The organism is Pectobacterium actinidiae, from assembly GCF_000803315.1.
Lineage (GTDB): Bacteria > Pseudomonadota > Gammaproteobacteria > Enterobacterales > Enterobacteriaceae > Pectobacterium > Pectobacterium actinidiae.
Map to the genome: position 1 here is coordinate 717,055 of NZ_JRMH01000001.1, position 23,506 is coordinate 740,560.

At 52.4% G+C, this 23,506-nt stretch carries 20 protein-coding genes; 7 read left to right on the forward strand and 13 right to left on the reverse strand.

What is annotated here, in order from left to right; genetic code table 11:
• Positions 1-23: 23 nt before the first annotated feature.
• The 3 genes from tehB to norV form a co-directional block, all read right to left on the reverse strand.
• The gene (gene tehB / locus KKH3_RS03035; RefSeq protein WP_039355625.1) at positions 24-884 is read right to left on the reverse strand and encodes an SAM-dependent methyltransferase TehB; all 861 of its coding nucleotides are present in this window, start codon (positions 882-884) and stop codon (positions 24-26) included.
• A gap of 105 nt (positions 885-989) precedes the next feature.
• Complete coding sequence (norW, locus tag KKH3_RS03040) at positions 990-2,138, reverse strand: NADH:flavorubredoxin reductase NorW (RefSeq protein WP_039355627.1); 1,149 nt, start codon at positions 2,136-2,138, stop codon at positions 990-992.
• Between the two features lie 10 nt (positions 2,139-2,148).
• Entirely contained in the window at positions 2,149-3,660 is a 1,512-nt protein-coding gene (norV, locus tag KKH3_RS03045) for an anaerobic nitric oxide reductase flavorubredoxin (protein WP_039355628.1), read from the reverse strand.
• Positions 3,661-3,825: 165 nt separating this feature from the next.
• Here norV and norR point away from each other — a divergent pair, with 165 nt between their 5' ends.
• Positions 3,826-5,376, forward strand: coding sequence for a nitric oxide reductase transcriptional regulator NorR (norR, locus tag KKH3_RS03050; RefSeq protein ID WP_039355630.1), 1,551 nt, complete (start codon positions 3,826-3,828; stop codon positions 5,374-5,376).
• A 323-nt stretch (positions 5,377-5,699) separates the two neighbouring features.
• Here norR and fumA read toward each other — a convergent pair whose 3' ends face one another.
• Positions 5,700-7,343: a class I fumarate hydratase FumA gene (gene fumA / locus KKH3_RS03055; RefSeq protein ID WP_039355631.1), complete on the reverse strand. Its 1,644-nt coding sequence runs from the start codon at positions 7,341-7,343 to the stop codon at positions 5,700-5,702.
• A gap of 477 nt (positions 7,344-7,820) precedes the next feature.
• Positions 7,821-8,699, reverse strand: a complete 879-nt coding sequence (locus KKH3_RS03060) for a LysR family transcriptional regulator (protein ID WP_039355632.1) — start codon at positions 8,697-8,699, stop codon at positions 7,821-7,823.
• A 140-nt stretch (positions 8,700-8,839) separates the two neighbouring features.
• Between KKH3_RS03060 and KKH3_RS03065 the strand changes: the two genes are divergently transcribed.
• Entirely contained in the window at positions 8,840-9,310 is a 471-nt protein-coding gene (locus KKH3_RS03065; protein ID WP_039355634.1) for a multidrug/biocide efflux PACE transporter, read from the forward strand.
• Positions 9,311-9,319: 9 nt separating this feature from the next.
• On the opposite strand, the gene KKH3_RS03070 is transcribed toward KKH3_RS03065, so the two are convergent.
• Entirely contained in the window at positions 9,320-9,982 is a 663-nt protein-coding gene (locus KKH3_RS03070; RefSeq protein WP_039355635.1) for a DNA-3-methyladenine glycosylase family protein, read from the reverse strand.
• Between the two features lie 196 nt (positions 9,983-10,178).
• Positions 10,179-10,958, reverse strand: a complete 780-nt coding sequence (locus KKH3_RS03075) for an L-threonylcarbamoyladenylate synthase (protein ID WP_039355637.1) — start codon at positions 10,956-10,958, stop codon at positions 10,179-10,181.
• Positions 10,959-11,219: 261 nt separating this feature from the next.
• On the opposite strand from KKH3_RS03075, the gene ada reads away from it, so the two are divergent.
• Together ada and alkB are read left to right on the forward strand one after the other, a co-directional pair.
• Positions 11,220-12,320 carry a bifunctional DNA-binding transcriptional regulator/O6-methylguanine-DNA methyltransferase Ada gene (ada, locus tag KKH3_RS03080; RefSeq protein ID WP_039355638.1) on the forward strand — a complete coding sequence of 367 codons (1,101 nt, stop codon included), beginning with the start codon at positions 11,220-11,222 and terminating at the stop codon, positions 12,318-12,320.
• A complete protein-coding gene (alkB, locus tag KKH3_RS03085) occupies positions 12,317-12,973 on the forward strand; it encodes a DNA oxidative demethylase AlkB (RefSeq protein ID WP_039355640.1) in 657 nt (218 codons plus the stop codon). Before ada ends, alkB begins: the two co-directional genes overlap by 4 nt.
• 52 nt (positions 12,974-13,025) lie before the next feature.
• Here alkB and KKH3_RS03090 read toward each other — a convergent pair whose 3' ends face one another.
• The 6 genes from KKH3_RS03090 to KKH3_RS03115 form a co-directional block, all read right to left on the reverse strand.
• The gene (locus KKH3_RS03090; protein ID WP_039355642.1) at positions 13,026-14,555 is read right to left on the reverse strand and encodes an FAD-dependent oxidoreductase; all 1,530 of its coding nucleotides are present in this window, start codon (positions 14,553-14,555) and stop codon (positions 13,026-13,028) included.
• Between the two features lie 41 nt (positions 14,556-14,596).
• Entirely contained in the window at positions 14,597-14,944 is a 348-nt protein-coding gene (locus KKH3_RS03095; protein ID WP_039362060.1) for an FMN-binding protein, read from the reverse strand.
• 57 nt (positions 14,945-15,001) lie between these two features.
• Entirely contained in the window at positions 15,002-16,378 is a 1,377-nt protein-coding gene (locus KKH3_RS03100) for an MFS transporter (RefSeq protein WP_039355643.1), read from the reverse strand.
• Positions 16,379-17,341, reverse strand: a complete 963-nt coding sequence (gene nrfD / locus KKH3_RS03105) for a cytochrome c nitrite reductase subunit NrfD (protein WP_039355646.1) — start codon at positions 17,339-17,341, stop codon at positions 16,379-16,381.
• Entirely contained in the window at positions 17,334-18,032 is a 699-nt protein-coding gene (locus KKH3_RS03110) for a 4Fe-4S dicluster domain-containing protein (protein ID WP_039355648.1), read from the reverse strand. Before KKH3_RS03110 ends, nrfD begins: the two co-directional genes overlap by 8 nt.
• 645 nt (positions 18,033-18,677) lie before the next feature.
• Positions 18,678-19,643, reverse strand: a complete 966-nt coding sequence (locus KKH3_RS03115) for an alpha/beta hydrolase (protein ID WP_039355650.1) — start codon at positions 19,641-19,643, stop codon at positions 18,678-18,680.
• A 270-nt stretch (positions 19,644-19,913) separates the two neighbouring features.
• Here KKH3_RS03115 and KKH3_RS03120 point away from each other — a divergent pair, with 270 nt between their 5' ends.
• The 3 genes from KKH3_RS03120 (at position 19,914) to KKH3_RS03130 (ending at position 23,368) form a co-directional block, all read left to right on the forward strand.
• Positions 19,914-20,816, forward strand: a complete 903-nt coding sequence (locus KKH3_RS03120; RefSeq protein WP_039355651.1) for a LysR family transcriptional regulator — start codon at positions 19,914-19,916, stop codon at positions 20,814-20,816.
• A gap of 286 nt (positions 20,817-21,102) precedes the next feature.
• Positions 21,103-22,317 (forward strand): D-mannonate dehydratase ManD, encoded by a 1,215-nt coding sequence (manD, locus tag KKH3_RS03125; RefSeq protein WP_039355655.1) that lies wholly within the window; start codon positions 21,103-21,105, stop codon positions 22,315-22,317.
• Between the two features lie 28 nt (positions 22,318-22,345).
• A complete protein-coding gene (locus KKH3_RS03130; RefSeq protein ID WP_039355658.1) occupies positions 22,346-23,368 on the forward strand; it encodes a Zn-dependent oxidoreductase in 1,023 nt (340 codons plus the stop codon).
• The last annotated feature ends 138 nt before the right edge of the window (positions 23,369-23,506 follow it).

A 23,506-nucleotide genomic window follows, 5' to 3' on the forward strand; every position in this document is an offset into this window, starting at 1 on the left:
ACTTTTTAACGGCTAACCGGTGATTACGACTTTTTTGCCAGTAGCGTAGCGAAGCGCATTCTGATGCGGTTGCCATGCGCATCGAGCTTATGTAACTGACCCATATCCTCGTTATATTTGAGGATCTCCCAATCGGCGTAATAGTCCTTCAGCTCGTTTTCTTTAAAGGTGAACGAGAAGGGCATTGGGCACGGGCAATCTTCCGTCGACATTGCGGCGATAATCAGGTTATAGCCGCCGTTAACGGTGCTGTCCTGAATGTTGCTGATGATGTGCGGAATACGATCGCGTTCCAGAAACATCAGCACGACACTCGACAAAATGAAATCATACTGCTCTTTGATTTCCGCCAGATTGATGTTGTAAACGCCAGTCCGGATGTTTTCCAGTGCTTCGTTCTTGATAATATTATTCAGTGAATCAATACTTTGTTCGTGCTTATCACAGGCCGTGACGTCAAACCCACGCAGGTTCAGATACAGCGCGTTACGCCCGCCGCCACAGCCTAAATCCAGCGTTTTTCCCGGTTTGATGTGCTGCACCGCGTTGACCACTTCGGAATGGGTGCGCGTCAGACCGTATTTTTTATGATAGAAATCTTCCGCTGAACAGAAAAAGCTGAGCTGACATTCCAGATCGTCAGAGAACGAGACGATGCGGTGCCACGCCTGTGGCTCCACAAACGGCGGCTGGTTCTGCTCGGAGAACTGGAATGTCTCCAGCGTATCGCCGTCTTCGGTCAGCATGGAAAACGTCATTTCCCCTTTCAACACGATCAGTTTCGCCCAGGTACCTTCCTGCGTGTTGTGCTTTTCCTGAAACGCGGCAGGCAGCGTCTGGCTGTTCCACTGCGGCATCTTCTTATAACAAATGAGATCTTGCATCGTTACCTCGGTCTGTAAATTCTAAAATCTATGGACGTATTCTATTAATCCGCACGCAGGCTGACCAGAAATATGTATTTTAAATGCATTATTTATTTTGCTGTGTCAGGCCGTGGCTGAACTCATCGTGGAAAGCTGTCGCAGTAGCGGAAATGCCTCTTTCATTCGCTCGCCACCGACCACAAAGGCACGCAGCACCTGCTGGCTATCCAGCGCTTTCGCCACCATCCCTTGTTCGTTCCATTCCTGCTGCCAGTGTAAATCACTGCCAGTGGTATCGCCTGCCATCTGTAACGGAAACAGCGGCGTCTTGATTTTAACCAGCATCGACGGCAGCGTTAGCGTCTCGCTAGCACCCAGCAGGTTTTTCGCCAGCGTAATCGCGCTGAGCTGAATCGGTTGCAGGAAGGGCAGGAGCTTACCGCCAATCTCCGCGCAGTCGCCCAGCGCATAAATCTGCGAATCGGTGGTCTGTAACTGCGCATTGGTCTGAATGCCTTTCTGTACCGCTAACCCCGCCGCTTTCGCCAACTGCGTGTTGGCCTGCAAACCAATCGCTGAGATAACGTCGTCCACGTCGACAGTTCGGCCATCGGTAAATGTGGCCTGCGCGCCGGTTTCGGTTTTCTCCAACTGTTGCAAGGTGGTGTTCAGCAACAGTGAAACGCCCTGCTGCGTTAGTGTGAATTGCAGGCGTGCGCTGACTTCGGGCGGCATCAACGCGGGCAGAATGTTGCTGGCGCAGTCCACCAGCGTGACCTGTTTTCCGGCGCGGTTCAGATCCATTGCCAGCTCAGTGCCGATAAGTCCGGCACCAAGCACCAATATCCGCTCGGCCTGCCAGAGTCGGCCTTCATGGGCGCGGTATTCCTGCTGACTATTGAGCGTCAGCATATGTTCGCGTCCAGGGATTGGCGGCACCATCGCGCTGGCACCCGTTGCCAACACCAGCTTGTGGTAGTCGTAACGATCCGCACCGCAGACGACCTGTTGTGTATCGCGGTCAATCGCGGTGACATGGGTGTTTGCCAGCAGCGTGATACGATTTTCTTCGGCAAACGCGGCGGCCGACATCTTGGTCAGATCGTCGGCGTGCTGTTGCAGGCTCATCACATGGCTTAAATCCGGCTTGTTGTACTCATCGCCGCTGTCGGCGGTAATCAGGCGGATAGGGCAGTGCGCATCCAGCTTACGCAGCTGTCGGATGAGCTGGCGGGCGGCAAAGCCCGCGCCAATAATCACGATATCTTGCATCATCCTCTCCCTAGCGAATCGGATTGAAAACGTCTTTACCCAGCCCACATTCTGGGCAGAGGAAGCTGTCGGGGACGTCCGACCACATGGTGCCAGGGGTGACATCCTGCATCGGTTCGCCGAGCGCCGGATCGTAGATCCACTGGCAGACGCTGCACTGCATACAACCGTTTCCTGACTGTACCGCTGGCTGTGCTGTCGGCTGTGGTGCAGCGACTTCATTGCATCCGCAGGCGCTTTCGGCTGAGGCATTGACATTTTGCGGAGCCGTAGCGGTCTGTTTTACGGGCGAGATGACGCGACGAGCAGGCGTATCATCCAGCGGGTGCAATGCCCACTGACGGGCGATTTCACGGCCGTGATTGCGGCAAATTTCCAGCGCTGAACCATCAGGACGCCATTTGGTTTTCAGCGCCAGCGTGGTTTCAAAACCGGCGTCCATCAGGCGGGTTTGAACGCGGTCTACCGCACCGCCGTTCCAGCCGTAGCTACCGAACGCCGAAGCTTTCTTGTTTTGGAAGCGCAGGCCGGTGATCTCTTCCAGCATGGCGGCGACCTTCGGCATCATCACGTTATTCATGGTGGATGAACCGACTAACACGCCTTTGGAGCGGAAGACCTGCGTCAGAATTTCGTTCTTGTCGTGGCGGGCGACGTTATAGATTTTCACCGCGACGCCGGGATCGACATCATTAATGCCTTGCGCAATGGCGTCAGCCATCATGCGGGTATTATTCGACATGGTGTCGTAAAACAGCGTGATGCGATCTTCCTGATAGCTGTCCGCCCACTTCAGATACAGATGAATGATCTGAGCAGGATCGTCACGCCATACCACGCCGTGTGAGGTCGCAACCATCGACAGCGGCAGGTTAAAGCCCAGCACTTCGTGGATCTTGGCGGTGACTAAGCGGCTGAACGGCGTCAGAATATTGGCGAAATAGCGCTGGCACTGTTCGAACAGTTCGGTTTGATCCACCTCGTCATTGAACAGGTGCTCATCGCAGTAGTGCTGACCGAACGCATCGTTACTGAACAGTACGGCATCCTCGGTCATGTAGGTCATCATACTGTCCGGCCAGTGCAACATCGGTGTTTCGATAAAGATCAGCTGTTTGCCGTTGCCGATATCCAGCGTATCGCCAGTTTTGACCGTGTGGAAATTCCACTCGGGGTGATGGTGATGACCGGTAATGGAATCGATCGCGTTGTGGGTACAGTAAATCGGCGTGTTAGGAATACGTGCCATCAGCTCGCTCAGCGCGCCAGCGTGATCTTCTTCGGCGTGGTTGATCACGATGTAGTCAATCGTGTTCAGATCCACTTCCGCCATCAGGTTTTGCACAAACTCACGGCTGAATTTGTGATCGACGGTATCGATCAGCACGGTTTTCTCTTCGCGGATCAGGTAGCTGTTGTAGCTACTGCCTTGCAGCGTTTTGTATTCCGTGCCGTGAAAATCACGCACTTCCCAGTCGCGTTGTCCAACCCAGTGGATATTGTTCTTAACGTGAATTGTCATGTTCTGAAACCTCAGTCGTCATAGTCGGGGATATGCTGTAGAGATTGCAGGAAGTGTGCCAGTTTTTAATATATTGATTTATATGGTTTTAATAAAAAATAATTGTCAAAATGACATCATTGCTCTATTGTCCTAATGACATAGTCTCTGTCATTAGGACACACCATGACGCTCTCTATTAACGCCCTTGCCCGTATTGCTATCGAGCTGCAAATGGGGCTATCGAATCAGGATCGTTTCCAACGCTTAATCAACAGCCTGCGCCAGCTATTGCGCTGCGATGCCTCGGCGCTGCTGCGTTACGAGAATCAGCTGTTCCGTCCGTTGGCGATCGATGGTCTGGCACCGGACGTGCTGGGGCGACGCTTTCGTCTGTCCGATCATCCCCGTCTGGAGGCGATTGCCCGCGCGGGCGACGTGGTGCGCTTTCCGGCGGACAGCCAGCTTCCCGATCCGTATGACGGCCTGATCCCCAGTCAGGAAGATCTTAAGGTACATGCCTGCGTTGGCCTGCCGCTGTTCGCCAATCAGAATTTGATCGGCGCGTTGACCGTGGACGGCATGGATCCGTGTCAGTTCGACCATTTTAGCGATGAAGAACTCCGGCTGGTGGGGGCGATGGCGGCGGCGGCGCTGAGTAACGCGCTGCTGATGGAGCGTCTTGAGCGGCAGTTGCCCGCGCCAGTGCGGGCTGAAAGTCCGGCGGCGGAAAGCGTGGAGGAAATGGTTGGGCTGTCGGAACCGATGCAGCGGCTGAAGAAAGAGGTTGATATCGTCGCGGGTTCCGACCTGAACGTACTGATCATGGGGGAAACCGGCGTCGGTAAAGAGCTGGTGGCGCGGGCGATCCATCGTGGATCCAGTCGTGCGGATCACCCTTTGGTTTATCTGAACTGCGCCGCGTTGCCGGAATCGGTAGCGGAAAGTGAGCTGTTTGGCCATGTTAAGGGCGCGTTTACTGGCGCAATCCATCATCGCACCGGCAAGTTTGAGATGGCGGATAACGGCACGCTGTTTCTGGATGAGATTGGCGAACTGTCGCTGACGTTACAGGCGAAGCTGCTGCGCGTATTGCAGTATGGCGATCTCCAGCGCGTGGGCGATGACAGTAGCCTGAAAGTGAACGTGCGCGTGCTGGCGGCGACTAACCGCGATCTGCGGCAGGCGGTGCTGGATGGCGCTTTCCGTGCCGATTTGTTCCACCGTCTGAGCGTATTCCCGCTTTCCGTACCGCCGCTACGTGAGCGCAGTCAGGATGTGGCACTGTTGGCGGGTTTCTTTTGTGAACGTAGTCGTGTACAGCTGGGGCTAGCGCGTCTGGCGTTGACAGCAGACGCAGGCGCGTTGTTGGAACAGTACGACTGGCCGGGAAATGTGCGCGAGCTGGAACATGCCATTTATCGTGCCACCGTGCTGGCGAGAGCAGGGCAGGAATCGGGCGAGGTGCTGTTGGGGCGTGAGCATTTTAATCTTGAGCTTTCTTCTCAACCTGCTCATACCACTTCCGGTTCATCGCTCGCTCTCGACACCGCACCTGCGTTTTTCATCACCGGTGGGCTGCGAGAGGCAACGGACGAGTATCAGCGCCGGATCATCCAACAAACGCTGGCACGTCATGAGGGCAACTGGTCATCCTGCGCCAGAGAACTGGAAATTGACAGTGGCAACCTGCATCGTCTGGCGAAGCGACTAAAAATTAAAAAAGATGTTTTTTAATTCGGCTGCTATCACTCTTAGATAAAAAAGATCGCTGATTTTTAGCGGCGTAAAAGGGGCTGAACCGAAAGAGGCTTTCCGGATGAGTCGCATGGATGCGGCGAAAACCAGTGCCGCGTCGGGAACGCGTCACTGGTGGTCCGGTAAGAAGCCTCTGGCGGTGAAGGCATCGCGTAGCGACCCCGTTCCGCCAAAAAGCCCGAGGTCAAGGAGCCGCGGCGATTGGCGGCTCCTTGTCGGGTGCGTGCGGAGAATCTGCATGAAAATACCGATTGTTATCGCACACGAAATTTCTCCGACCCTCTAATGACTACAGAACTGGGTTAACCGCATTTCACGCACTTGGCGCTCTGAATCACCTGAAAGAAATCGTTGCCTTTATCATCAACCAGAATAAAGGCCGGGAAATCTTCGACTTCGATTTTCCAGATGGCTTCCATCCCCAGTTCAGGGTATTCCACGCAGGTCAGACTCTTAATGCTGTTCTGCGCCAGAATCGCTGCCGGGCCGCCGATACTGCCGAGGTAGAAGCCGCCGTGTTTATGGCACGCGTCGGTCACCTGCTGACTGCGGTTGCCTTTCGCCAGCATGATCATGCTACCGCCGTTGGCTTGCAGTAAATCAACATAGGAATCCATGCGGCCAGCGGTGGTTGGGCCTAATGATCCTGACGGGTAGCCTTCTGGCGTTTTTGCCGGACCCGCGTAATAGATCGGGTGATCTTTAATGTACTGCGGCAGGCCTTCACCGTTATCCAGACGTTCCTTCAGCTTGGCGTGCGCAATGTCACGACCCACGATGATGGTGCCAGTCAGGGAAAGACGGGTGGATACCGGATACTGCGACAGCGTTTTTAGAATCTCGGCCATCGGACGGTTCAGATCGATTTTAACCGCATCGCCTTCGCCCGTTTCACGCAGGTGTTCAGGGATATATTTGCCCGGATTCTGCTCTAACTGTTCCAGCCAGACGCCCTTGCGGTTGATCTTGCCTTTGATGTTACGGTCAGCGGAACAGGATACGCCCATACCGACGGGGCAAGATGCGCCGTGGCGCGGCAGGCGGATAATTCGCACGTCGTGTGCAAAGTATTTCCCGCCGAACTGTGCGCCCAGACCCAGATCGCGCGCCGCTTCCAGAATTTCCTGCTCCAGCGCGACATCGCGGAACGCCTGACCGTGCTCGTTGCCTTCGGTCGGCAGTTCGTCGTAGTACTTGGTCGACGCCAGCTTAACGGTTTTCAGCGTGGTTTCTGCCGAGGTGCCGCCAATCACAAACGCGATGTGGTACGGCGGGCAGGCCGCGGTGCCCAGCGAACGCATTTTCTCGATCAGGAAGCTTTTCAGTTTACCCGGCGTCAGCAGCGCTTTGGTTTCCTGATACAGATAGGTCTTGTTGGCAGAACCGCCGCCTTTGGTGACAAACAGGAATTTATAGTCTTCGCCTTCGGTACTGTAGAGATCAATCTGCGCGGGCAGGTTGGTGCCGGTGTTGACCTCTTTGTACATATCCAGCGCGGCGTTTTGTGAATAGCGCAGGTTGTCTTCAACGAACGTGTTGTATACACCTTTGGACAGCGCTTCGGCATCATTACCGCCAGTCCAGACGTTCTGGCCTTTTTTACCGACAATGATCGCGGTGCCGGTATCCTGGCAGGTTGGCAGAATGCCCTTGGCGGAAATTTCTGAGTTACGCAGGAATTGCAGGGCAACGTATTTATCGTTTTCGCTGGCTTCTGGGTCGTGGAGAATATCGGCAACTTGCTGCTGGTGAGCGGGGCGGAGCATGAAAGAGGCATCGTGGAAGGCTTGCTGAGCCAGAAGGGTTAACGCGTCTGGCTCGATCTTCAGGATGTCCTGACCTTCAAATTGTGCGACAGAGACAAAGTCGCTGCTCAACAGGCGATATTCGGTGTCGTCTTTACTGAGTGGAAACGGATCTTGGTAATAGAAGGGTTTATTCGACATTTTTTTCTCACTTGCAATTGCATCAATTAGTAAATTTTCACCTTATAGGATTCAGCATCTTATTATTAAGGCGTATTACCGCAGCACTACAGGGATGTCTCGAATACAAAAGTAGTAATCACTATAATAGTATGGTTTTTTGTCGGGAAGTACTACTTTGGTACATCACAATAATAATGATGTCGTGCATTATTTTTTCTGTGACAGGTGTGCGAAACCGCTGCGCGGCCAGGGTTTCCCGCGTATGGGGGAAGAGAGAAATATGCACGATAGAGAACGAAGATATTTCTCTTTTAATTGGCTTAATTAAGTAAAATAAATGGTTAAATTAAAAACAATAACCATTTTATCTTTAATGTTATTGGCGGGGGAGATAAATAAGTCGTTATCGGCTTTTTTATCTCTGTAAGAAAATCGGTTCATCATAAAAGCCGCGGAGCGGTGGCCGATGGGATTTTTGCCAATGCAGTGACTGAGTTATGGCAGTGTACTCTCTTGTCGGGCAAGGAGATTATCTATCATCCACAGCCCTGCCGGACCAGGTGGATGGGGTTTGGACCAGACAACGTCCACGTCAATCCACTGTGGCCAGCCTGACACGGGCAACTCCACCAACTTCTGCCGATCGTATTGTGCCACCAGCCAGCGTGGCAGGATGCTCCAGCCGTGTCCCTGCTGCGCCATTTCCAGCAGCATCAGGTAGGACGGCGCAGACCAGACGATCCCGTCCGGTTGCAGCCGGTCGCTGCGTTTATAGGTATTGAGATAGAGCTGGCGGATGGTCGCCAACTGGCTGCGCGTCACGGTTTTTTCCGTTGCGAGCGGGTGCGCTGCTGACACGAAGACGGCCATTTCGGTCTTAACCTGCAAACGTGCGGCGGCAATATCGGGCGGGTAATCCGTTTGGGCGCGCAGTAGCCCGACATGCGCACGGTTCATTTGCAGCAGGTCGATGACGTCATCACCTTCCGCAATCAGGCATTCAAATTCAATATCGGGAAAGTGATGGGCGAAACGCTGGAGCACGGGTTCGTAGTGGGTGGCTTGCCAGATATCGGACAATACAAACGTCAGGCGAGGTTCGATATGGTCGGCCAGACGGATCGCCAGCTCATCCAGTTCTTCGCTGGCGGATAAGATCGCCTGTACATGGGAAAGCACTTTTTTGCCCGCCAGCGTGAGCACTGGCTGGTGACCGGATCGATCAAACAGCGTCAGCCCCAGATCGGCTTCCAGATTAGCGATGGCTGCGCTGATGGTGGACTGGCTTTTATGCAATCGTCGGGCGGCGGCGGAAAACGAGCCCGCATCGACGGTGGTGATAAAAGCCAGCAAGGATTCTGGTGAGTATCGCATTGTTATCTATACCCTAACTAATTCGAGTTTCAGGACAATATGACTATATCGATTTTATCGATGGATTCTAACTGTACTCTTCCATCTTATACGATGAAAATAGCCACAGTCAGAACCAAACAATGAAAAGTGAATGTGCTATGCAAAATAAAACCAACAAAACATTACGTGAGCGTCTGTACCATGCGGTGGGCTTTGAGCTCATCGCGCTGGCGATCTGTGCGCCAGCCGGTGCCTGGCTGTTGAATAAGCCGCTCTTCGATATGGGCGCACTGGCAATTATGCTCTCCAGCGTCGCGATGATCTGGAATATGATCTACAACTCAATATTCGATCGCCTGTGGCCAGCGAACCGCGTTAAGCGCCGACTGCCGATTCGTATCGCCCATGCGTTGGGGTTTGAGGGCGGTTTTATCCTGATTGGTCTGCCGCTGGCGGCGTGGATGCTGAATGTCACGCTGTGGCAGGCGCTGATGGTAGAGATCGGCTTCTTCCTGTTCTTCCTGCCGTACACCGTGGTGTATAACTGGGCTTACGATACGCTGCGGGAACGCATTGTGAACCGCCGTCGCCACGTTGAGCAGGTATCGGCCAGTTCTCGTCTACGCTAATTCTGCGCGTTACCGGTGTGTCAGCTTAAAGCTCTGATACGCCGGTAGTTCAAGTGCTCGCCACAAATACCAGGATGCCACCGTGCGATAAGGCTGACATTGTAGGCTCAGTGCCTGCAATTCGCGCGGTTTTGGCATGTCCGGCAAATCGTAAACGTAGCGCAACCCCTGACGAATACCGAGATCGTCGAGCGGCATGATGTCGGTGCGTTCCAGCGAATAAATCAAAAACATTTCTACCGTCCAGCGGCCGATCCCTTTTAACGACGTCAGTTGCTGAATGAGCGTGTCGTCATCCCGCTCGGCGGCCTGTTCGAGGCTCGGTACCAGGCCGGTCAGCGCACCCTGTGCAATGCCATGCAGCGTATCCGCTTTACGGGCGGAAAAACCGCACTGCCGCAGTGTGTCGGTGGAGCAGGTCAATATCTGCTCCGGGGTAGGAAAGACGTCGCCATGTACCCGCAGGAGCTTCGCGACCATGGCATCTCCAGCACGCGTCGTTAGCTGCTGATAGGCAACGGCACGCATCAGCGCCTCATAGGGTTCCCGGTGTGGTGCCGTTTGATGGCGACAATCACCAATCTGTTCGATCAGGCTGGCCCAGCGCGTATTGATGGCGCTGAGATGAGTTTTGGCGCGCTGCGTGAAATCTGCTGGCGGATGGGATGGCATAAACGGCTTCCGTGATGAGAACGAAAAGAACAGAAAACGAGCATAGGAGAGTGCCGCATGGCGCGCCATGTGGAAAGCGTTATTCGTTTGAAACAGAAAATCCGAATGAAAAAGCAAGAAGCACCGAGGGTGATGCGTAGTGAAAGCGCGGCTTAAGGAGAGGAGATTTCAGCGGCAGGTGTGCCGCTGTTACGCGTTAATAATACTCGCCGTGCCGATAGTCCCAGGTGGTGAAGGTGTCAGACATCAGCGACATCACCTTGTCCACATCCAGCCCCTTGCGTATCAGCGTCGGGCACGGATACACGCTTCGCCTCCCTTTCTGTTCCGGTACCAACTGGCCTTCTGTATCCACCATCGACACCATCACGCCTTGCTCGTAGCGTGTCTCATGAGACTTATTTGGCTGGATAGATTTTACATAATCGTCGGCTTCGATAATCAGATCGGCAAAGGCGCTAATACGTTCACCGATACCTTCCACCTCGCCTCGGTTACCTTTACCTGACGGATTGGCCGAACTGGCAAAGGTTAATTTTCCGTACCTTTCCCACAGCTCCTGCGTGAGGATTTCGCTTGGTTTACCGAATTTAATAACGAAACAGCTGGTTTTGCGATCGTCCATCATTAGCGCTTTCGAGCCGTCTTTGGGGATACGCGCTAATGCGCTGTCGTGCCAGGGAAGGATGCAGCCCAGCAGTATATCGGTGTCCCAATGGCGTTGATATAGCTGTTCGATTTCTGGATTTAACTGTGCCAGCACTTTCAATTGTGCAATAGAGCCACACAGCACGACACCCGGCTTGTTTCGGTTACGCTGTTTGGCGTCAAATTTGCGCTCCAGCCCGGCTTTATCTGAAGCCATGATGATGTAACCCACTTTCGTTGGGGAAACGATGATTCCCCCGCCGCGTGACATAATCTGCACCGCATCATCATGCAAACCGCCATTCCAGTGAACTTTACTTTTGCTCATGTTGACCCCCTGATTGCAGAGAAAAAACCGAGTCCCACCGTGTACCATTTATTCGCATCACAGGTTTGTTCAAAAAGTAACCGTTAATGTCGGCGGAAATATCAACATCGGGACGATCTGAATGAAAAAGCAAGTGTTGTACGTGTGTGTAAGATGGCGCTGGTTTAGCGTTAGCGCATGGCGTGACTTTTAGTGAGTAGTATCAAGTAATATTAAGACTGACAGTCATACTGAGATTGGAATGAGGTTGAGGTGCATACGATGCTTAACGATACGCCGTTTCAGGATGTTGACTCGCGCTGGCAGGCGGTGGTGACGCGCAATAAAGCGGCAGATGGCTGCTTTATCTATGCGGTGAAGACAACGGGGATTTACTGTGCGCCCTCTTGCGCATCACGCCAGCCTCGGCGCGAAAATGTGGTGTTCTTTACGACGGTCGATGAGGCGCAGGCGGCGGGGTTCCGTCCGTGTAAACGCTGCCGTCAGGGAACGCTTTCGCGGCAGGAACAACAGGCGCAGCAGATTGCCCGCGCGTGCCGGATAATTGAGCAATCAGAGCACCAGCCGACGCTCGCAGTGCTGGCTCAGGCCGTGGGGATCAGCGCGTTTCATTTTCACCGCGTGTTTAAAACCATAACCGGTCTGACGCCAAAACAGTATGCCAGCGCCCACCGTCATCGGCAGCTACGTGAACAGTTGGCCGATAGCGGCACGGTGACCGCCGCGATTGCAGCGGCGGGCTATGACGCCAGCGGGCGCTTTTATGCCGAAGCGGGCGCGCATTTGGGGATGACGCCGACGGCGTTTCAGAACCGGGGAAAAGGGATGACGATCCGCTTTGCCGTTGGCCGCTGCTCACTCGGTGAGGTGCTGGTGGCGGAAAGCGAGAAGGGGATTTGCGCGATTCTACTGGGAGACGATCCTGAACCTCTGCTCCATGCGCTTCAGGAGAGGTTTGCCAACGCACATCTGGTCGGCGGCGATGCGACGTTTGAACAACGCATGGCGCAGGTCGTCGGGTTTGTCGACGATCCGGCTATCGGGCTGACGCTGCCGCTTGATATTCGCGGCACCGCATTCCAGCAGCGAGTCTGGCAGGCGCTACGGGCGATCCCCGCAGGGGAAACGCTGAGCTATCGTGAAGTCGCTGAGCGAATCGGATCGCCTGCCGCCGTGCGCGCTGTAGCAGGTGCCTGTGCGGCAAACTGTCTGGCCGTCGCGATTCCTTGTCATCGCGTTGTTCGGCATGATGGCGCGCTGTCGGGCTATCGCTGGGGCGTTGTGCGTAAACGCGCACTGTTAGAGAAAGAGCGGTCGGAAAAAGAGCAAGTCACGCCTCTGCGAGGAGAACCGTTATCGTGAATTTTGATTTATTTGCCGATGAAGCGCCGCGTCGATGGACGGAAGTGCTGGCTCCGGGGGCGGTCATCCTGCGTGGTCACGCCTATAATAACGCCCCGGCGTTGCTTGCAGCGCTGAACGCCGTCACTGCGCGTGCGCCGCTGCGGAATATGGTCACGCCGGGCGGCTTTGTGATGTCGGTGGCGATGAGCAACTGCGGGTCGCTCGGTTGGGTGACGGATGAACGCGGCTATCGTTACACCGCACAGGATCCGTTGAGCGGAGAGGCGTGGCCTGCCATGCCGGATGTCTTTTCTCGACTGGCAAAGCAGGCGGCGAGTGACGCAGGTTTTGCTGATTTTGAACCGGATGCTTGCCTGATCAACCGCTATGATGTTGGCACGCGTATGTCTTTGCATCAGGATAAAAACGAACGGGATTTTCACCAGCCGATTGTGTCTGTCTCGCTGGGGCTTAGCGCGACGTTTCTGTTTGGCGGCATGGCACGTAGCGATAAAGCGCAGCGTGTTCCGCTGACGCATGGCGACGTGGTGGTCTGGGGCGGTGAATCGCGCCTCTATTTCCACGGCATTCTGCCATTGAAAAGCGGTAGCGTGCCGGAAGGGATGTCCGATGAATGCCGTTTTAACCTGACGTTTCGTAAAGCGGGGTAAGAGGAATGACCAGCCCGCATGGAGCAATACAGGCTGGTTTTGGGGCGGATGCTTATTTCTTGCTGAACTTCATATAATCCAGCGCGCTTTCTGCCGCGATGCGCCCCGAATTGAGCGCAAAGCCAAATGTGCCGCCGCCTAATAGCAGGTCGTAGGTGTCGCCATACATGCCAGCAGCATCATTACCCGTGACGTACAGACCCGGAATGACCTCGCCGGATTTATCTATCGCCTGCATTTTTTCGTCAATCTTCACGCCGCCGAGTGTGCCCAGTGCGGCGGGCTGCATTCTCACCGCATAGAACGGGCCGGTTTTTACCGGACGCAGGTAATCCATGTTTTTATTAAACACCTCATCCCGCTTTTGCGTGGCAAATTTGTTATTTTCTTCCAGTGTCTTCTTCAGCACATTGGCATCAACGCCCATCTCTTTCGCCAGCCCGTCAATGGTGGCGGATTTGAAGACGAAGCCGCGATTTTTCTGACTTTCCTTGGTAAATTCGCTGTCAAATTTAGTCAGCTTGGTATTGGCGATCACCCATTCGCCAATCGGTACATCAATGCCGTCTTCGACGTAATGCTTACGGGATGTTTCGTCGAAAATGGAATACATGATTCCGCCCGCTTTGGACAGCGCATTACCGGAGTGTGGCCAGATGATGACGTTGGATTCATCAGTAAAGCGGCGGCCGTGTTGGTCAACCCACAGATAGGGCTGACGCGCGGCGGCCAGCAGGTGGGAGTTCGGGGCGTAGTCTGGCAGGCCGGGGCGATAGGCTTGCAGGAGACCCAGGCCGTCCGGTTTGGCACCGGCTTTCCAGGCCATATTAATCCCATCGCCGTCTTTACCGACGTTACCTACCATAATGGTATCGGGGAAGGCGGCGTATTTTTGCAGCATCTCTTTGTTGTTGGCATAGCCGCCGGTCGCGATGATGACGGCCTTGGCGTCTATCTGGACGGTGTTGCCTTCGCTATCTTGTGCGATGACGCCGGTGACTTTGCCGTCCTTCACGACCAGATCTTTACCCGCCGTTTTTACCAGCGTGGTGACATCCATCGTTTTAAACTGCTCGTGGAATGTCTTGATCAGATGGCGTCCGTGGCCGGGGCCGTCGATCACATGCCAGGTCAGCATGCCGCCAGGGCCGCCGGGGCCGATGTATTCAAACTTGATGCCTTTCGATTTCACCCATTCAATCGTATCCGCCGAACGGTTGACGAAGGCGCGCACCACGAAGGGATTAGCCATCCAGTGGCTGTATTCCATGATGGTCTTAAAGGCCATGTCAGGCGTGACCACAATCCCCTGACGTTTCTGCATGCTGCTGTTGGCGGCGAAAATGCCTTCGGCAAAGTTACCCGTGCCGCCGACCATCGGTTGTTTTTCCAATAAGACGATTTTCGCCCCTTTCTCTGCGGCAGCCATCGTTGCCGATGTGCCTGCTGCCCCTGCGCCGATAATAACGATATCCGCACTTTTCGGGATTTCCGGTTTCGCCGTGTCAGCCGCCTGTGCGGTAGACCAACTCATCATCGAGAGACAGAGCGTCGCGAGTACACGTTTTCTGAAGCATTTCATGATGTTTTCCTTAATGTTATTCGTATTCTTATCACACGGTATTAATTCGCCTTGGCCTGTGAGTACGCGTCTTCCGACGCTTCTTTCACCGCCTCGCTGGTCATCGTGGCGCCGGACACGCCATCAACCTGTATGCTTTGCTTTTCGGTCATGGCTTTCGAGAGTTCGATAGCGGCTTCTCCCCCGACTTCCGGCGTCTCGTCTGGGGCATCAATTGTCGATTTGAGGACTTTCCCCTGCGCATCGATATCCAACGTGACGGTGACATCGCCGCCGATACCCTGTCTGGCGGCGGAGTAGGTGCCAGCTTTAAAATTTCCTTCTTGTGCGACCGCGGTTCCCATTACGAATAAAAAGCAAAGTGGAAAAATGCCGGCGAATGTTTTCATATCAGTTTTCATATAAAGCGTTCCGTTGGTTTTGAATGAATAAGGAGAATCACAAGGCTATCTCCCGTGAATAAAGTGATAACCGTCGTCGTTATTGAGAGGCCTGAATATCAGGCAGCAAAGGGGGAGTCCGATGCCGAGTAATAAGAACAACAGGCTGAAAGGGTTAAGATTGAAGAGGATTTCAAACTGAGAAAGAAAACGTAATATCGGAAACGTTAGCGTCATACTGAGCATGACGGAAAGTAATTGGCTAATGGTTAAAAGATTATTACCGCTGTGGTACGTGCTGTTATTCAGATTGCTAAAGGCCAGCGTACTTTCTGCTGAATATAAGGTTGAAATCAGTACGCCTAACATCGTGGCGATGATGCTGATGAGCAGCATCGATTTCTCTTGCACAGCAATACTCAAGCCAAGGATGCAAAGCGATGTCACACCGGTTGTCAGCATCAATAGCCGTCGATAGCCAATATGCTTGACTAGCGGCTCGAACAGCAGTTTTGACAGCAGCGCACCGCTGGAAAAAAGCAGCAGAATCAGGCTGGTTTCCGCAGGTTTACAGGCCAACGTCGTTTGCAGCATTAATGAAAGTACGACGGGCGTTGACGCCAGTAGCGTTCGCGTTGCGATGCCGCCAATAACGCCGACAGAAAAGGTTCTGATGCCAAACAGGGCGCGAGGAAATAATGCGTTCTCTGCGATGAGATGTTGTCGGTAGTAAATAAATACCAAGCCCAGCGTGCTGCAAGACAGGAATAACATGACGAACGTTGGAAAGATATTTTTCGTGGCGGTGGTTAACATGAAGGCCACGAGAAATAACATCAAAATGGGAAAGGCGACTTCATAGGCACCCGTACGCGACGTCTCTTTTATTGTTGCCGCAGGAATGTATTGGGTTGCCAGAAAAAAACAGAGTAAGGCCAGTGGAATATTAACGAGAAAAATAGCGTGCCAGGAGAAAAAATTAACCAGAATATTACCGAACACGGGGCCAATCAGGGTACCGAGTAATCCCAGCAAGGTCACCCGATTAAGAAAACGCAACTTCATACTCTGTGGCGTGGTGCGGAGTATTACGGTTCTGATGATGGGCAACATGAGCGCACCGCCGATGCCTTGAATAAAGCGGAAAACGCTTAAACTGCCGAGTGTGGTTGCCGTCATGCACAGCAACGAGCCGAGCGTGAAAATGGCGATCGCGATCTGGTAGGTTTTCCGTTCTCCTAGCCGTTCCGCCAGCCAGCTATTGGCCGGCGTAAACGCGACGACCGTGACCACGTAGGAAATCACGATCGTTTCCATATGCAATACGGGCTGATGTAGCGACTGCGCGATGGCAGGAATGGCGACATACACCATGGTGGTATCCAGGGATTGCATGAAAAAAGTGGCGGAAGCAATCCAGAATAAGACCCATGACGTATTCATTTAAGCCACCGTCATTTGTCCGGCATAAAGCACGAACAGTCGTAGCAGAAACACGCCGAACAGGCTCATGACGGCTAACGTAATCAGTTGGCCTTTGCCAGAATGGGCGGAGGGCTTGCGTATCCGGTTGGCAATGGCGGGAATCACAATGCCGATGCCGATAATGCCAATCCAGAATACGGCTCCCCAGAACCCTGTGAGTGCGGTTTGGGCTGCGACCACTTTTTTTCCCCCGCCAAGCAGCAGCCCGACAAAAAACGCCAGCAGCAGGAACAGTTCGGCATACACCACAGGGGTTTCCACGCGGTGGATGAAATGCAGGGAGAGTGAATTCCCCGACGTATTATGGCCCCATGCGCTGGCCAGCAGCATGACGGCAATACCGGATGTGGTGCCGGATACCAGAAACAGGACGGGCAGAACGGGGTTATTCAGCAGTGGGAACGATTTCAGTGCGGACAACAGAAAGCCGGTATAGCAGCCGAGCAGGATCGCCAGCACCAACAGCAGGTTTTCAATCACGGCTGCCTTTTTGACGATCATCACCGTTAACTTACGCACTCGCGCAGCCAGCGCGGGTCGGTGCCAGATGGCCTCAAGCTGCGTCAGCCATGCATCATGATAGAGCGTGATGAGCCATAACAGCATCACGACGAAATATACCTGAAAGAGCATCACACCAAGCGACATGATGGAAGTGGGGTTGTAAAAGACCATCAAATACCAAAAGGTAAAGGGTTTGGTCAGGTGAAAAATCAGAATCACCAGCCCGAGAATGACGGCGAGTGGCGCGACGAACGCCGTGGCTTTGATGACGCGGTTACTGCCGTGATATTCGGTAGGAACGTAATGCCTGAGGAGCAGAGACAGCGACACCATTCCTGCCGAAATGCCGACCAGAAGAAGATAAACGGCGATAGGCCAATCCCACACCAGCGTGTCGAACGTGAAGGCATTATGCATTGTCGATGGCTCCTCGTTTCCCAGGAATACGATAGAATTGGGGGTCGGTGCCCAGATAAACCTTGGAGCGGTAGGTCGCGTTGCTCTCGATCATCTTGGCAATGTTGCTTTCAGGGTCGTTGAGATCGCCAAATACCAACGCTTTAGTGGGACAGATTTCGACACAGGCCGGCTGTTTCCCGGCGGCCAGATTGGTTTCCCGGCAAAAATTGCATTTGTCCGCTGTTTTCGTGACGGGATTGATGAAACGCACATGGTAAGGGCACGCGGCAATACAGTAGCGGCATCCCACGCAGCGTTTATCGTTCACGTCAACAATGCCGGTGAGCGCATCTTTAAAGGAGGCTCCCGTCGGGCAGACGGCAACACAGGGCGGATTCTCACAGTGCTGGCAGGACTTACGGAAAAATTGCTTGATGGCGCGTGTTTTCTCGGCGGCAGGAATGTTGACGGTTTGCAGTATGTCCAACCGGGTTACGCCATCAGGAACGCTATTCGTCTCTTTACAGGCCTTGATACAGGCTTTGCATCCAATACAACGCATTTCGTTATGTAATAAGCCATATTTAACGGCTACTTTACGCGGCGTTTTTTCTGGCTCATTTTGCGCGTGTACAAGACCGATATTTCCACTAACGGCAATCGCACTTCCCATATAGGCAATAAAACGACGGCGGGATAATTCTTCCATATCATAAATCTTCACATTGAGGTGATAGCCATGCGAATACCATAAGATGTCATAGACATTATTAATGTCGTCATCGTGTTAATATTTCGCAGTGTGGCGCTAATAGAAAATAGCGTTCCATTATTACGATGGAAATAATAAATAGACCACATTGTTATTATGGTTTTATTGGAGCATGAGAATAAAAAGCCAAGTGTGCGCTTGGTCACGTTTATTTTTTTGTAGATCCGTATATAACACATATCAATTTGTTATAAATTGATATGTCATTATGTTGTCCACTCCGTTTTTTAAGAAATCATGTTTCCACTATAAGTATGCGCGTTATTTTTTAATTATGGTTATACTCGTCATACTTCAAGTTGCATGTGCGTTGGCCGCGTTCACTCACCCGAATCACTTACTTGAGTAAGCTCATCGGGATTCCTTCCCTTGCCGCCTTCCTGAAACTTGAATTATTTAGAGTATATAAGGGGTAATAATTGATGTGCATCATATTGCCTGTTTTTTCTGTGATGACAGAAAGGGAGGGGAATGGATGGTGACCTTTTTCGGCAACAAATAAAAAACGTTAGTGTTTATTAAGCACTAACGTTTATGCAACATGATTTGTTTAGTGTATCGAATATTATTTATATTTTGGCATCAGGGTTTTAGATTCTTATCAAGAAAGCGCACGGTGATTTGCATGATTTCCGATTGCAGCCAATGCGGCCCGCCGTGCTCTGCGCCTTTAACGCTGTAGTAGGTCGATTCGATATTTTTCGCCGTCAGCGCCTGATGCAGCCTCTCGGTTTGGCGTGGAGACACCACGGTGTCGTTCGTACCGTGCATAATCAGGAACGGCGGTGTGGTGCCGTTGATAAAGTTAATCGGGTTGGCTGCTGCTGTTTTGTCGGGATCGCGAGTAATCGCGCCCCCTTCATTAAACACGGCGGTGCCGTTGACCCAGATAGCTTCTGTCGCGGAAGGTGAAGCGTGTTTCTGGACGACATCATCAGGGAAGCCTTCACCGACGAGCGTCAGATCGGATAAGCCATAGAAATCAATAACGGCCTGAACATCGCTGCTTTGATCGAGATTATCCCCCTTATCATAGGCTTTTGAACCATTTGTCGCGCCGGCAAATGCTGCCAGATAGCCGCCCGCAGAAGCGCCGAAAACTGCGGCATGTTGGCCGTCAATGCCGAACTTTTTCGCATTAGCGCGCAGATAGCGAATGGCGGATTTTACATCTTCCAGCGGTGAGGGAAAAAGGACAGTAGGGGCGACACGGTATTCCATACTGGCAACAACATAACCCGCTTCGGCAATGCTAAGGCGCTGTTGCAGATAATTATCTTTATTGGCGTTAATGAAGCCACCGCCAGTAATGAATAATACGACAGGAAGTGCCGTTTTCGCTTCAGGCTGAAGGATATCCATTTTTAATGCGACGTTAGGGTAGCCGCGCATCGATACCTGAGAATAAACGACGTCAGAAATTAACCTCACTGAGGTGGTTTCCTGCTTTACGGTGATTTCATGTTGGTTTGGTGCCGCATTTATTGCTGCGGAACTCATCATCGTCAATGATGCTAATGCTATTTTTGTGGTTTTCGTATAATGCATATTTACGTCCTTTTGTTGGTGAGTTGTAAATGAGTTTGGATTATCATTAACAATGTTGCGTTTGTAAGATTAATGCTAAGAATGATTGTTCAAATTAACAAAGGTTCTTGCGGGATTATTTTCTTATTGATAATAAGTTGACTATATCTGCTATTAACGCTATTTCTCGTTAATTAAATGTGCATCTAATCACAATTGATTATTTACAAATCATTATAATTGTTATTATGGGTGATTATAGAAGATACCGTTAATGTGTAATATAAAACAATGCTCAGTATAAAACGTGTGATTTATTATCAGGAGCTCATCCGGGTCGGGAGTTTCACTAAAGCGGCAAAGGCGCTGAATATCTCTCAGGCTTTTTTGTCGCAGGAGATCGCGCGGCTGGAACTTGAAACGGAAAGAAAACTGATTAATCGAACCACTCGGCAGTTTTCTCTGACGCCGTTCGGCAAGATCTTTGCTGAAAAAATTCAGGGGATGATTAAAGAACATTATGAGCTGGAACAGTTCGTCAGCAGCTATGAGGAAAGCACGGATGGCGCGCTACTGGTGGGTGTGATCCCGATTTTTAATCGTCTGGCTCATTACAATATGTTTAACCTGTTTCAGAAGGCCTATCCTAATATCGATATCTCTTTCATTGACGGCGTAAGCACCGATTTATTGGAAAGGGTGCGCAATGGCGAGATCCACCTGTCTTTCTCGACGCCTTTTGATGAATACCTGAACGATCCGCTGTTTCATCACACCATCTGCCAGATTGATGACATTGTTGCCGTGATGGCGACGTCACACCCGCTTGCTGATAATAAGACGCTAAGTTTGCCGCAGTTGGTAAAAGAAAAGCTGATCGTGCCACAGAAAGGGACGGGGGAGCATGCCGCTGTTTCGGAATCCTTCACCCGGCAGGGCATCAACCCCAGCTACTTTCGCGAATGCAGCAATATGGACATTATTATGGATCTGGTCGTCAACCTGTCCGGCGTCGTCTTCCTTTGCTCATCTGTCGCTAAAAGCCTGGCCGCTTACGACGTCGCGGTGATTCCGCTGGAAGAGCAACTGAAAAGGACATTTGCCCTTAGCTATCTGAAGCGCAGCACGAACATTCCCATGGTGCGCCTGTTTCTGGATTTCCTGCAAGACTACAACAGCAAGTCCGCCCGTTAGGGCATTTTCCTCGTTTAAGAGGTGCTGATGTCCAAGGCATGTACCGCAACGGGAACATGATTGGCGTTCAAACCAGCCCTAATGCACTGGCTGTCCGGCTGCGGCATTCTCTTATCTTCCCAGGTTCTGTCCCCGAAGTGCTCCGGCTTTTCTTCCCGCTCTTCATCGGTTTTAGATAAATGTTACAGATGTGAATAAATGTGAGGCGATTCAAATTATCTCAATTAATATACTTGTATGGTAGTCGGCATAAACGAATGGCTACATGCACAGAAGGATAAGTAACGTGAAGATTGTCAGCGCTGAAGTGTTTGTTACCTGCCCGGGGCGGAACTTTGTCACCCTGAAAATTACGACAGATAGCGGATTAACCGGCCTCGGCGATGCGACGCTCAACGGGCGTGAGCTGCCGGTCGCCTCTTACCTCAACGATCATGTGTGTCCGCAGCTTATCGGCCGCGATGCGCACCAGATCGAAGATATTTGGCAGTATTTCTACAAAGGCGCGTACTGGCGCCGTGGCCCGGTGACGATGTCCGCGATTTCGGCGGTCGATACCGCGCTGTGGGACATCAAGGCCAAAGCCGCCAACATGCCGCTCTACCAACTGCTGGGTGGCGCATCGCGCACGGGCGTCATGGTGTATTGCCACACCACGGGCCACTCGATTGATGAAGTGCTGGATGATTACGCCAAGCATCGCGATCAGGGTTTTAAGGCGATTCGCGTGCAGTGCGGCGTGCCGGGTATGAAAACCACCTACGGCATGGCGAAAGGCAAGGGGCTGGCGTATGAGCCGGCGACGAAAGGTAACTGGCCGGAAGAGCAACTGTGGTCGACGGAAAAATACCTCGATTTCACGCCGAAACTGTTTGAAGCGGTACGCGACAAATTTGGCTTCAACGAGCACATGCTGCACGACATGCACCACCGCCTGACACCGATAGAAGCGGCACGCTTTGGTAAAAGCATTGAGGACTATCGCCTGTTCTGGATGGAAGATCCGACGCCTGCGGAAAATCAGGAGTGCTTCCGTTTAATCCGTCAGCACACCGTCACCCCGATTGCGGTTGGTGAAGTCTTTAACAGCATTTGGGATTGCAAACAGCTGATCGAAGAACAGCTCATCGACTACATCCGCACCACGATTACCCACGCGGGCGGGATTACCGGCATGCGTCGTATCGCCGACTTTGCCTCACTCTATCAGGTGCGTACCGGTTCGCACGGGCCGTCGGATCTATCGCCTATCTGCATGGCGGCGGCGCTGCATTTTGACCTCTGGGTGCCAAACTTTGGCGTGCAGGAATACATGGGGTATTCGGAGCAGATGCTGGAAGTATTCCCACATAGCTGGACATTCGATAACGGCTACATGCATCCAGGCGAAAAGCCGGGGTTAGGCATTGAGTTCGATGAAAAGCTGGCGGCCAAATACCCCTATGACCCCGCTTATCTGCCGGTTGCCCGTCTGGAAGACGGCACGTTGTGGAATTGGTAACAGTGGAATAGGTAATTGAGGCCAAAACATGAAAAGCATAGTGATACAGCAGCCGAATACGCTGGTGATTGAAGAACGTCCTGTTCCGCAGCCCGCGTCAGGTGACGTTCGGGTGAAGGTAAAGCTGGCGGGTATCTGCGGCTCGGATAGCCACATCTATCGCGGGCATAACCCCTTTGCCAAATACCCGCGCGTAATTGGACATGAATTTTTCGGCGTGATTGAGGCGGTCGGTGATGGCGTAGACGCCTCGCGTCTGGGCGAGCGTGTCTCAGTCGACCCGGTAGTGAGCTGCGGCCACTGCTACCCTTGCTCAATCGGCAAACCGAACGTCTGTACCTCGCTGGTGGTGCTGGGGGTACATCGCGATGGCGGGTTCAGCGAGTACGCTGCCGTACCAGCGAAGAACGCACACACCATCCCGGATGAGATTTCTGATGAGTTCGCGGTAATGGTGGAGCCCTTCACGATTTCAGCCAACGTGACTGCACAGGTGAAACCGACAGAGCAGGATATCGCCCTGATTTATGGCGCGGGACCGATGGGGTTGACCTCGGTTCAGGTGCTGAAAGGCGTGTTTAATGTGAAGGAAGTGATCGTCGTCGATCGTATTCCTGAACGTCTGGATATGGCATTACGCAGCGGAGCGGACAGGGTCATCAACAACGCGTCGCTGTCATTAAAAGACGAGTTGGAGGCGCTGAATATCAAGCCTACGCTGATTGTTGACGCCGCCTGCCATCCGTCTATTTTGCAGGAAGCGATTACGATTGCTTCTCCGGCTGCACGTATCGCCATCATGGGCTTTTCCAGCGAGCCTAGCCAGGTCAGCCAACAGGGAATAACCAGCAAAGAGATCTCCATTTTCTCATCGCGCTTGAATGCCAATAAATTCCCACTCGTGATTGCGTGGCTGAAAGAGAAACGTATCGATCCGGCAAAACTGATTACCCATCGGTTTGATTATCAGCAGGTGGTACAGGCGATTGAGGTCTTTGAAAAAGATCAAAAACGCTGCTGTAAAGTCCTGCTGACGTTTAATGATGCATGATTAATTATTGGCAACGGGGATATATAAAAGGAAAAACGATATCGACTACAGAATAATATAATGACTCCTTTTTAGTAATTATTTCTCTCTTAATCACTCCAGATCGTCAATAACGAACTGGAGTGGATTGCGACACCA

What these genes read in the sequence shown, in the direction of transcription:
- tehB (WP_039355625.1), bottom strand. Translation starts at nt 884, where the DNA reads ATGCAAGATCTCATTTGTTATAAGAAGATGCCGCAGTGGAACAGCCAG.
- norW (WP_039355627.1), bottom strand. Translation starts at nt 2,138, where the DNA reads ATGCAAGATATCGTGATTATTGGCGCGGGCTTTGCCGCCCGCCAGCTC.
- norV (WP_039355628.1), bottom strand. Translation starts at nt 3,660, where the DNA reads ATGACAATTCACGTTAAGAACAATATCCACTGGGTTGGACAACGCGAC.
- norR (WP_039355630.1), top strand. Translation starts at nt 3,826, where the DNA reads ATGACGCTCTCTATTAACGCCCTTGCCCGTATTGCTATCGAGCTGCAA.
- fumA (WP_039355631.1), bottom strand. Translation starts at nt 7,343, where the DNA reads ATGTCGAATAAACCCTTCTATTACCAAGATCCGTTTCCACTCAGTAAA.
- KKH3_RS03060 (WP_039355632.1), bottom strand. Translation starts at nt 8,699, where the DNA reads ATGCGATACTCACCAGAATCCTTGCTGGCTTTTATCACCACCGTCGAT.
- KKH3_RS03065 (WP_039355634.1), top strand. Translation starts at nt 8,840, where the DNA reads ATGCAAAATAAAACCAACAAAACATTACGTGAGCGTCTGTACCATGCG.
- KKH3_RS03070 (WP_039355635.1), bottom strand. Translation starts at nt 9,982, where the DNA reads ATGCCATCCCATCCGCCAGCAGATTTCACGCAGCGCGCCAAAACTCAT.
- KKH3_RS03075 (WP_039355637.1), bottom strand. Translation starts at nt 10,958, where the DNA reads ATGAGCAAAAGTAAAGTTCACTGGAATGGCGGTTTGCATGATGATGCG.
- ada (WP_039355638.1), top strand. Translation starts at nt 11,220, where the DNA reads ATGCTTAACGATACGCCGTTTCAGGATGTTGACTCGCGCTGGCAGGCG.
- KKH3_RS03090 (WP_039355642.1), bottom strand. Translation starts at nt 14,555, where the DNA reads ATGAAATGCTTCAGAAAACGTGTACTCGCGACGCTCTGTCTCTCGATG.
- KKH3_RS03095 (WP_039362060.1), bottom strand. Translation starts at nt 14,944, where the DNA reads ATGAAAACATTCGCCGGCATTTTTCCACTTTGCTTTTTATTCGTAATG.
- KKH3_RS03100 (WP_039355643.1), bottom strand. Translation starts at nt 16,378, where the DNA reads ATGAATACGTCATGGGTCTTATTCTGGATTGCTTCCGCCACTTTTTTC.
- nrfD (WP_039355646.1), bottom strand. Translation starts at nt 17,341, where the DNA reads ATGCATAATGCCTTCACGTTCGACACGCTGGTGTGGGATTGGCCTATC.
- KKH3_RS03110 (WP_039355648.1), bottom strand. Translation starts at nt 18,032, where the DNA reads ATGGAAGAATTATCCCGCCGTCGTTTTATTGCCTATATGGGAAGTGCG.
- KKH3_RS03115 (WP_039355650.1), bottom strand. Translation starts at nt 19,643, where the DNA reads ATGCATTATACGAAAACCACAAAAATAGCATTAGCATCATTGACGATG.
- KKH3_RS03120 (WP_039355651.1), top strand. Translation starts at nt 19,914, where the DNA reads ATGCTCAGTATAAAACGTGTGATTTATTATCAGGAGCTCATCCGGGTC.
- KKH3_RS03130 (WP_039355658.1), top strand. Translation starts at nt 22,346, where the DNA reads ATGAAAAGCATAGTGATACAGCAGCCGAATACGCTGGTGATTGAAGAA.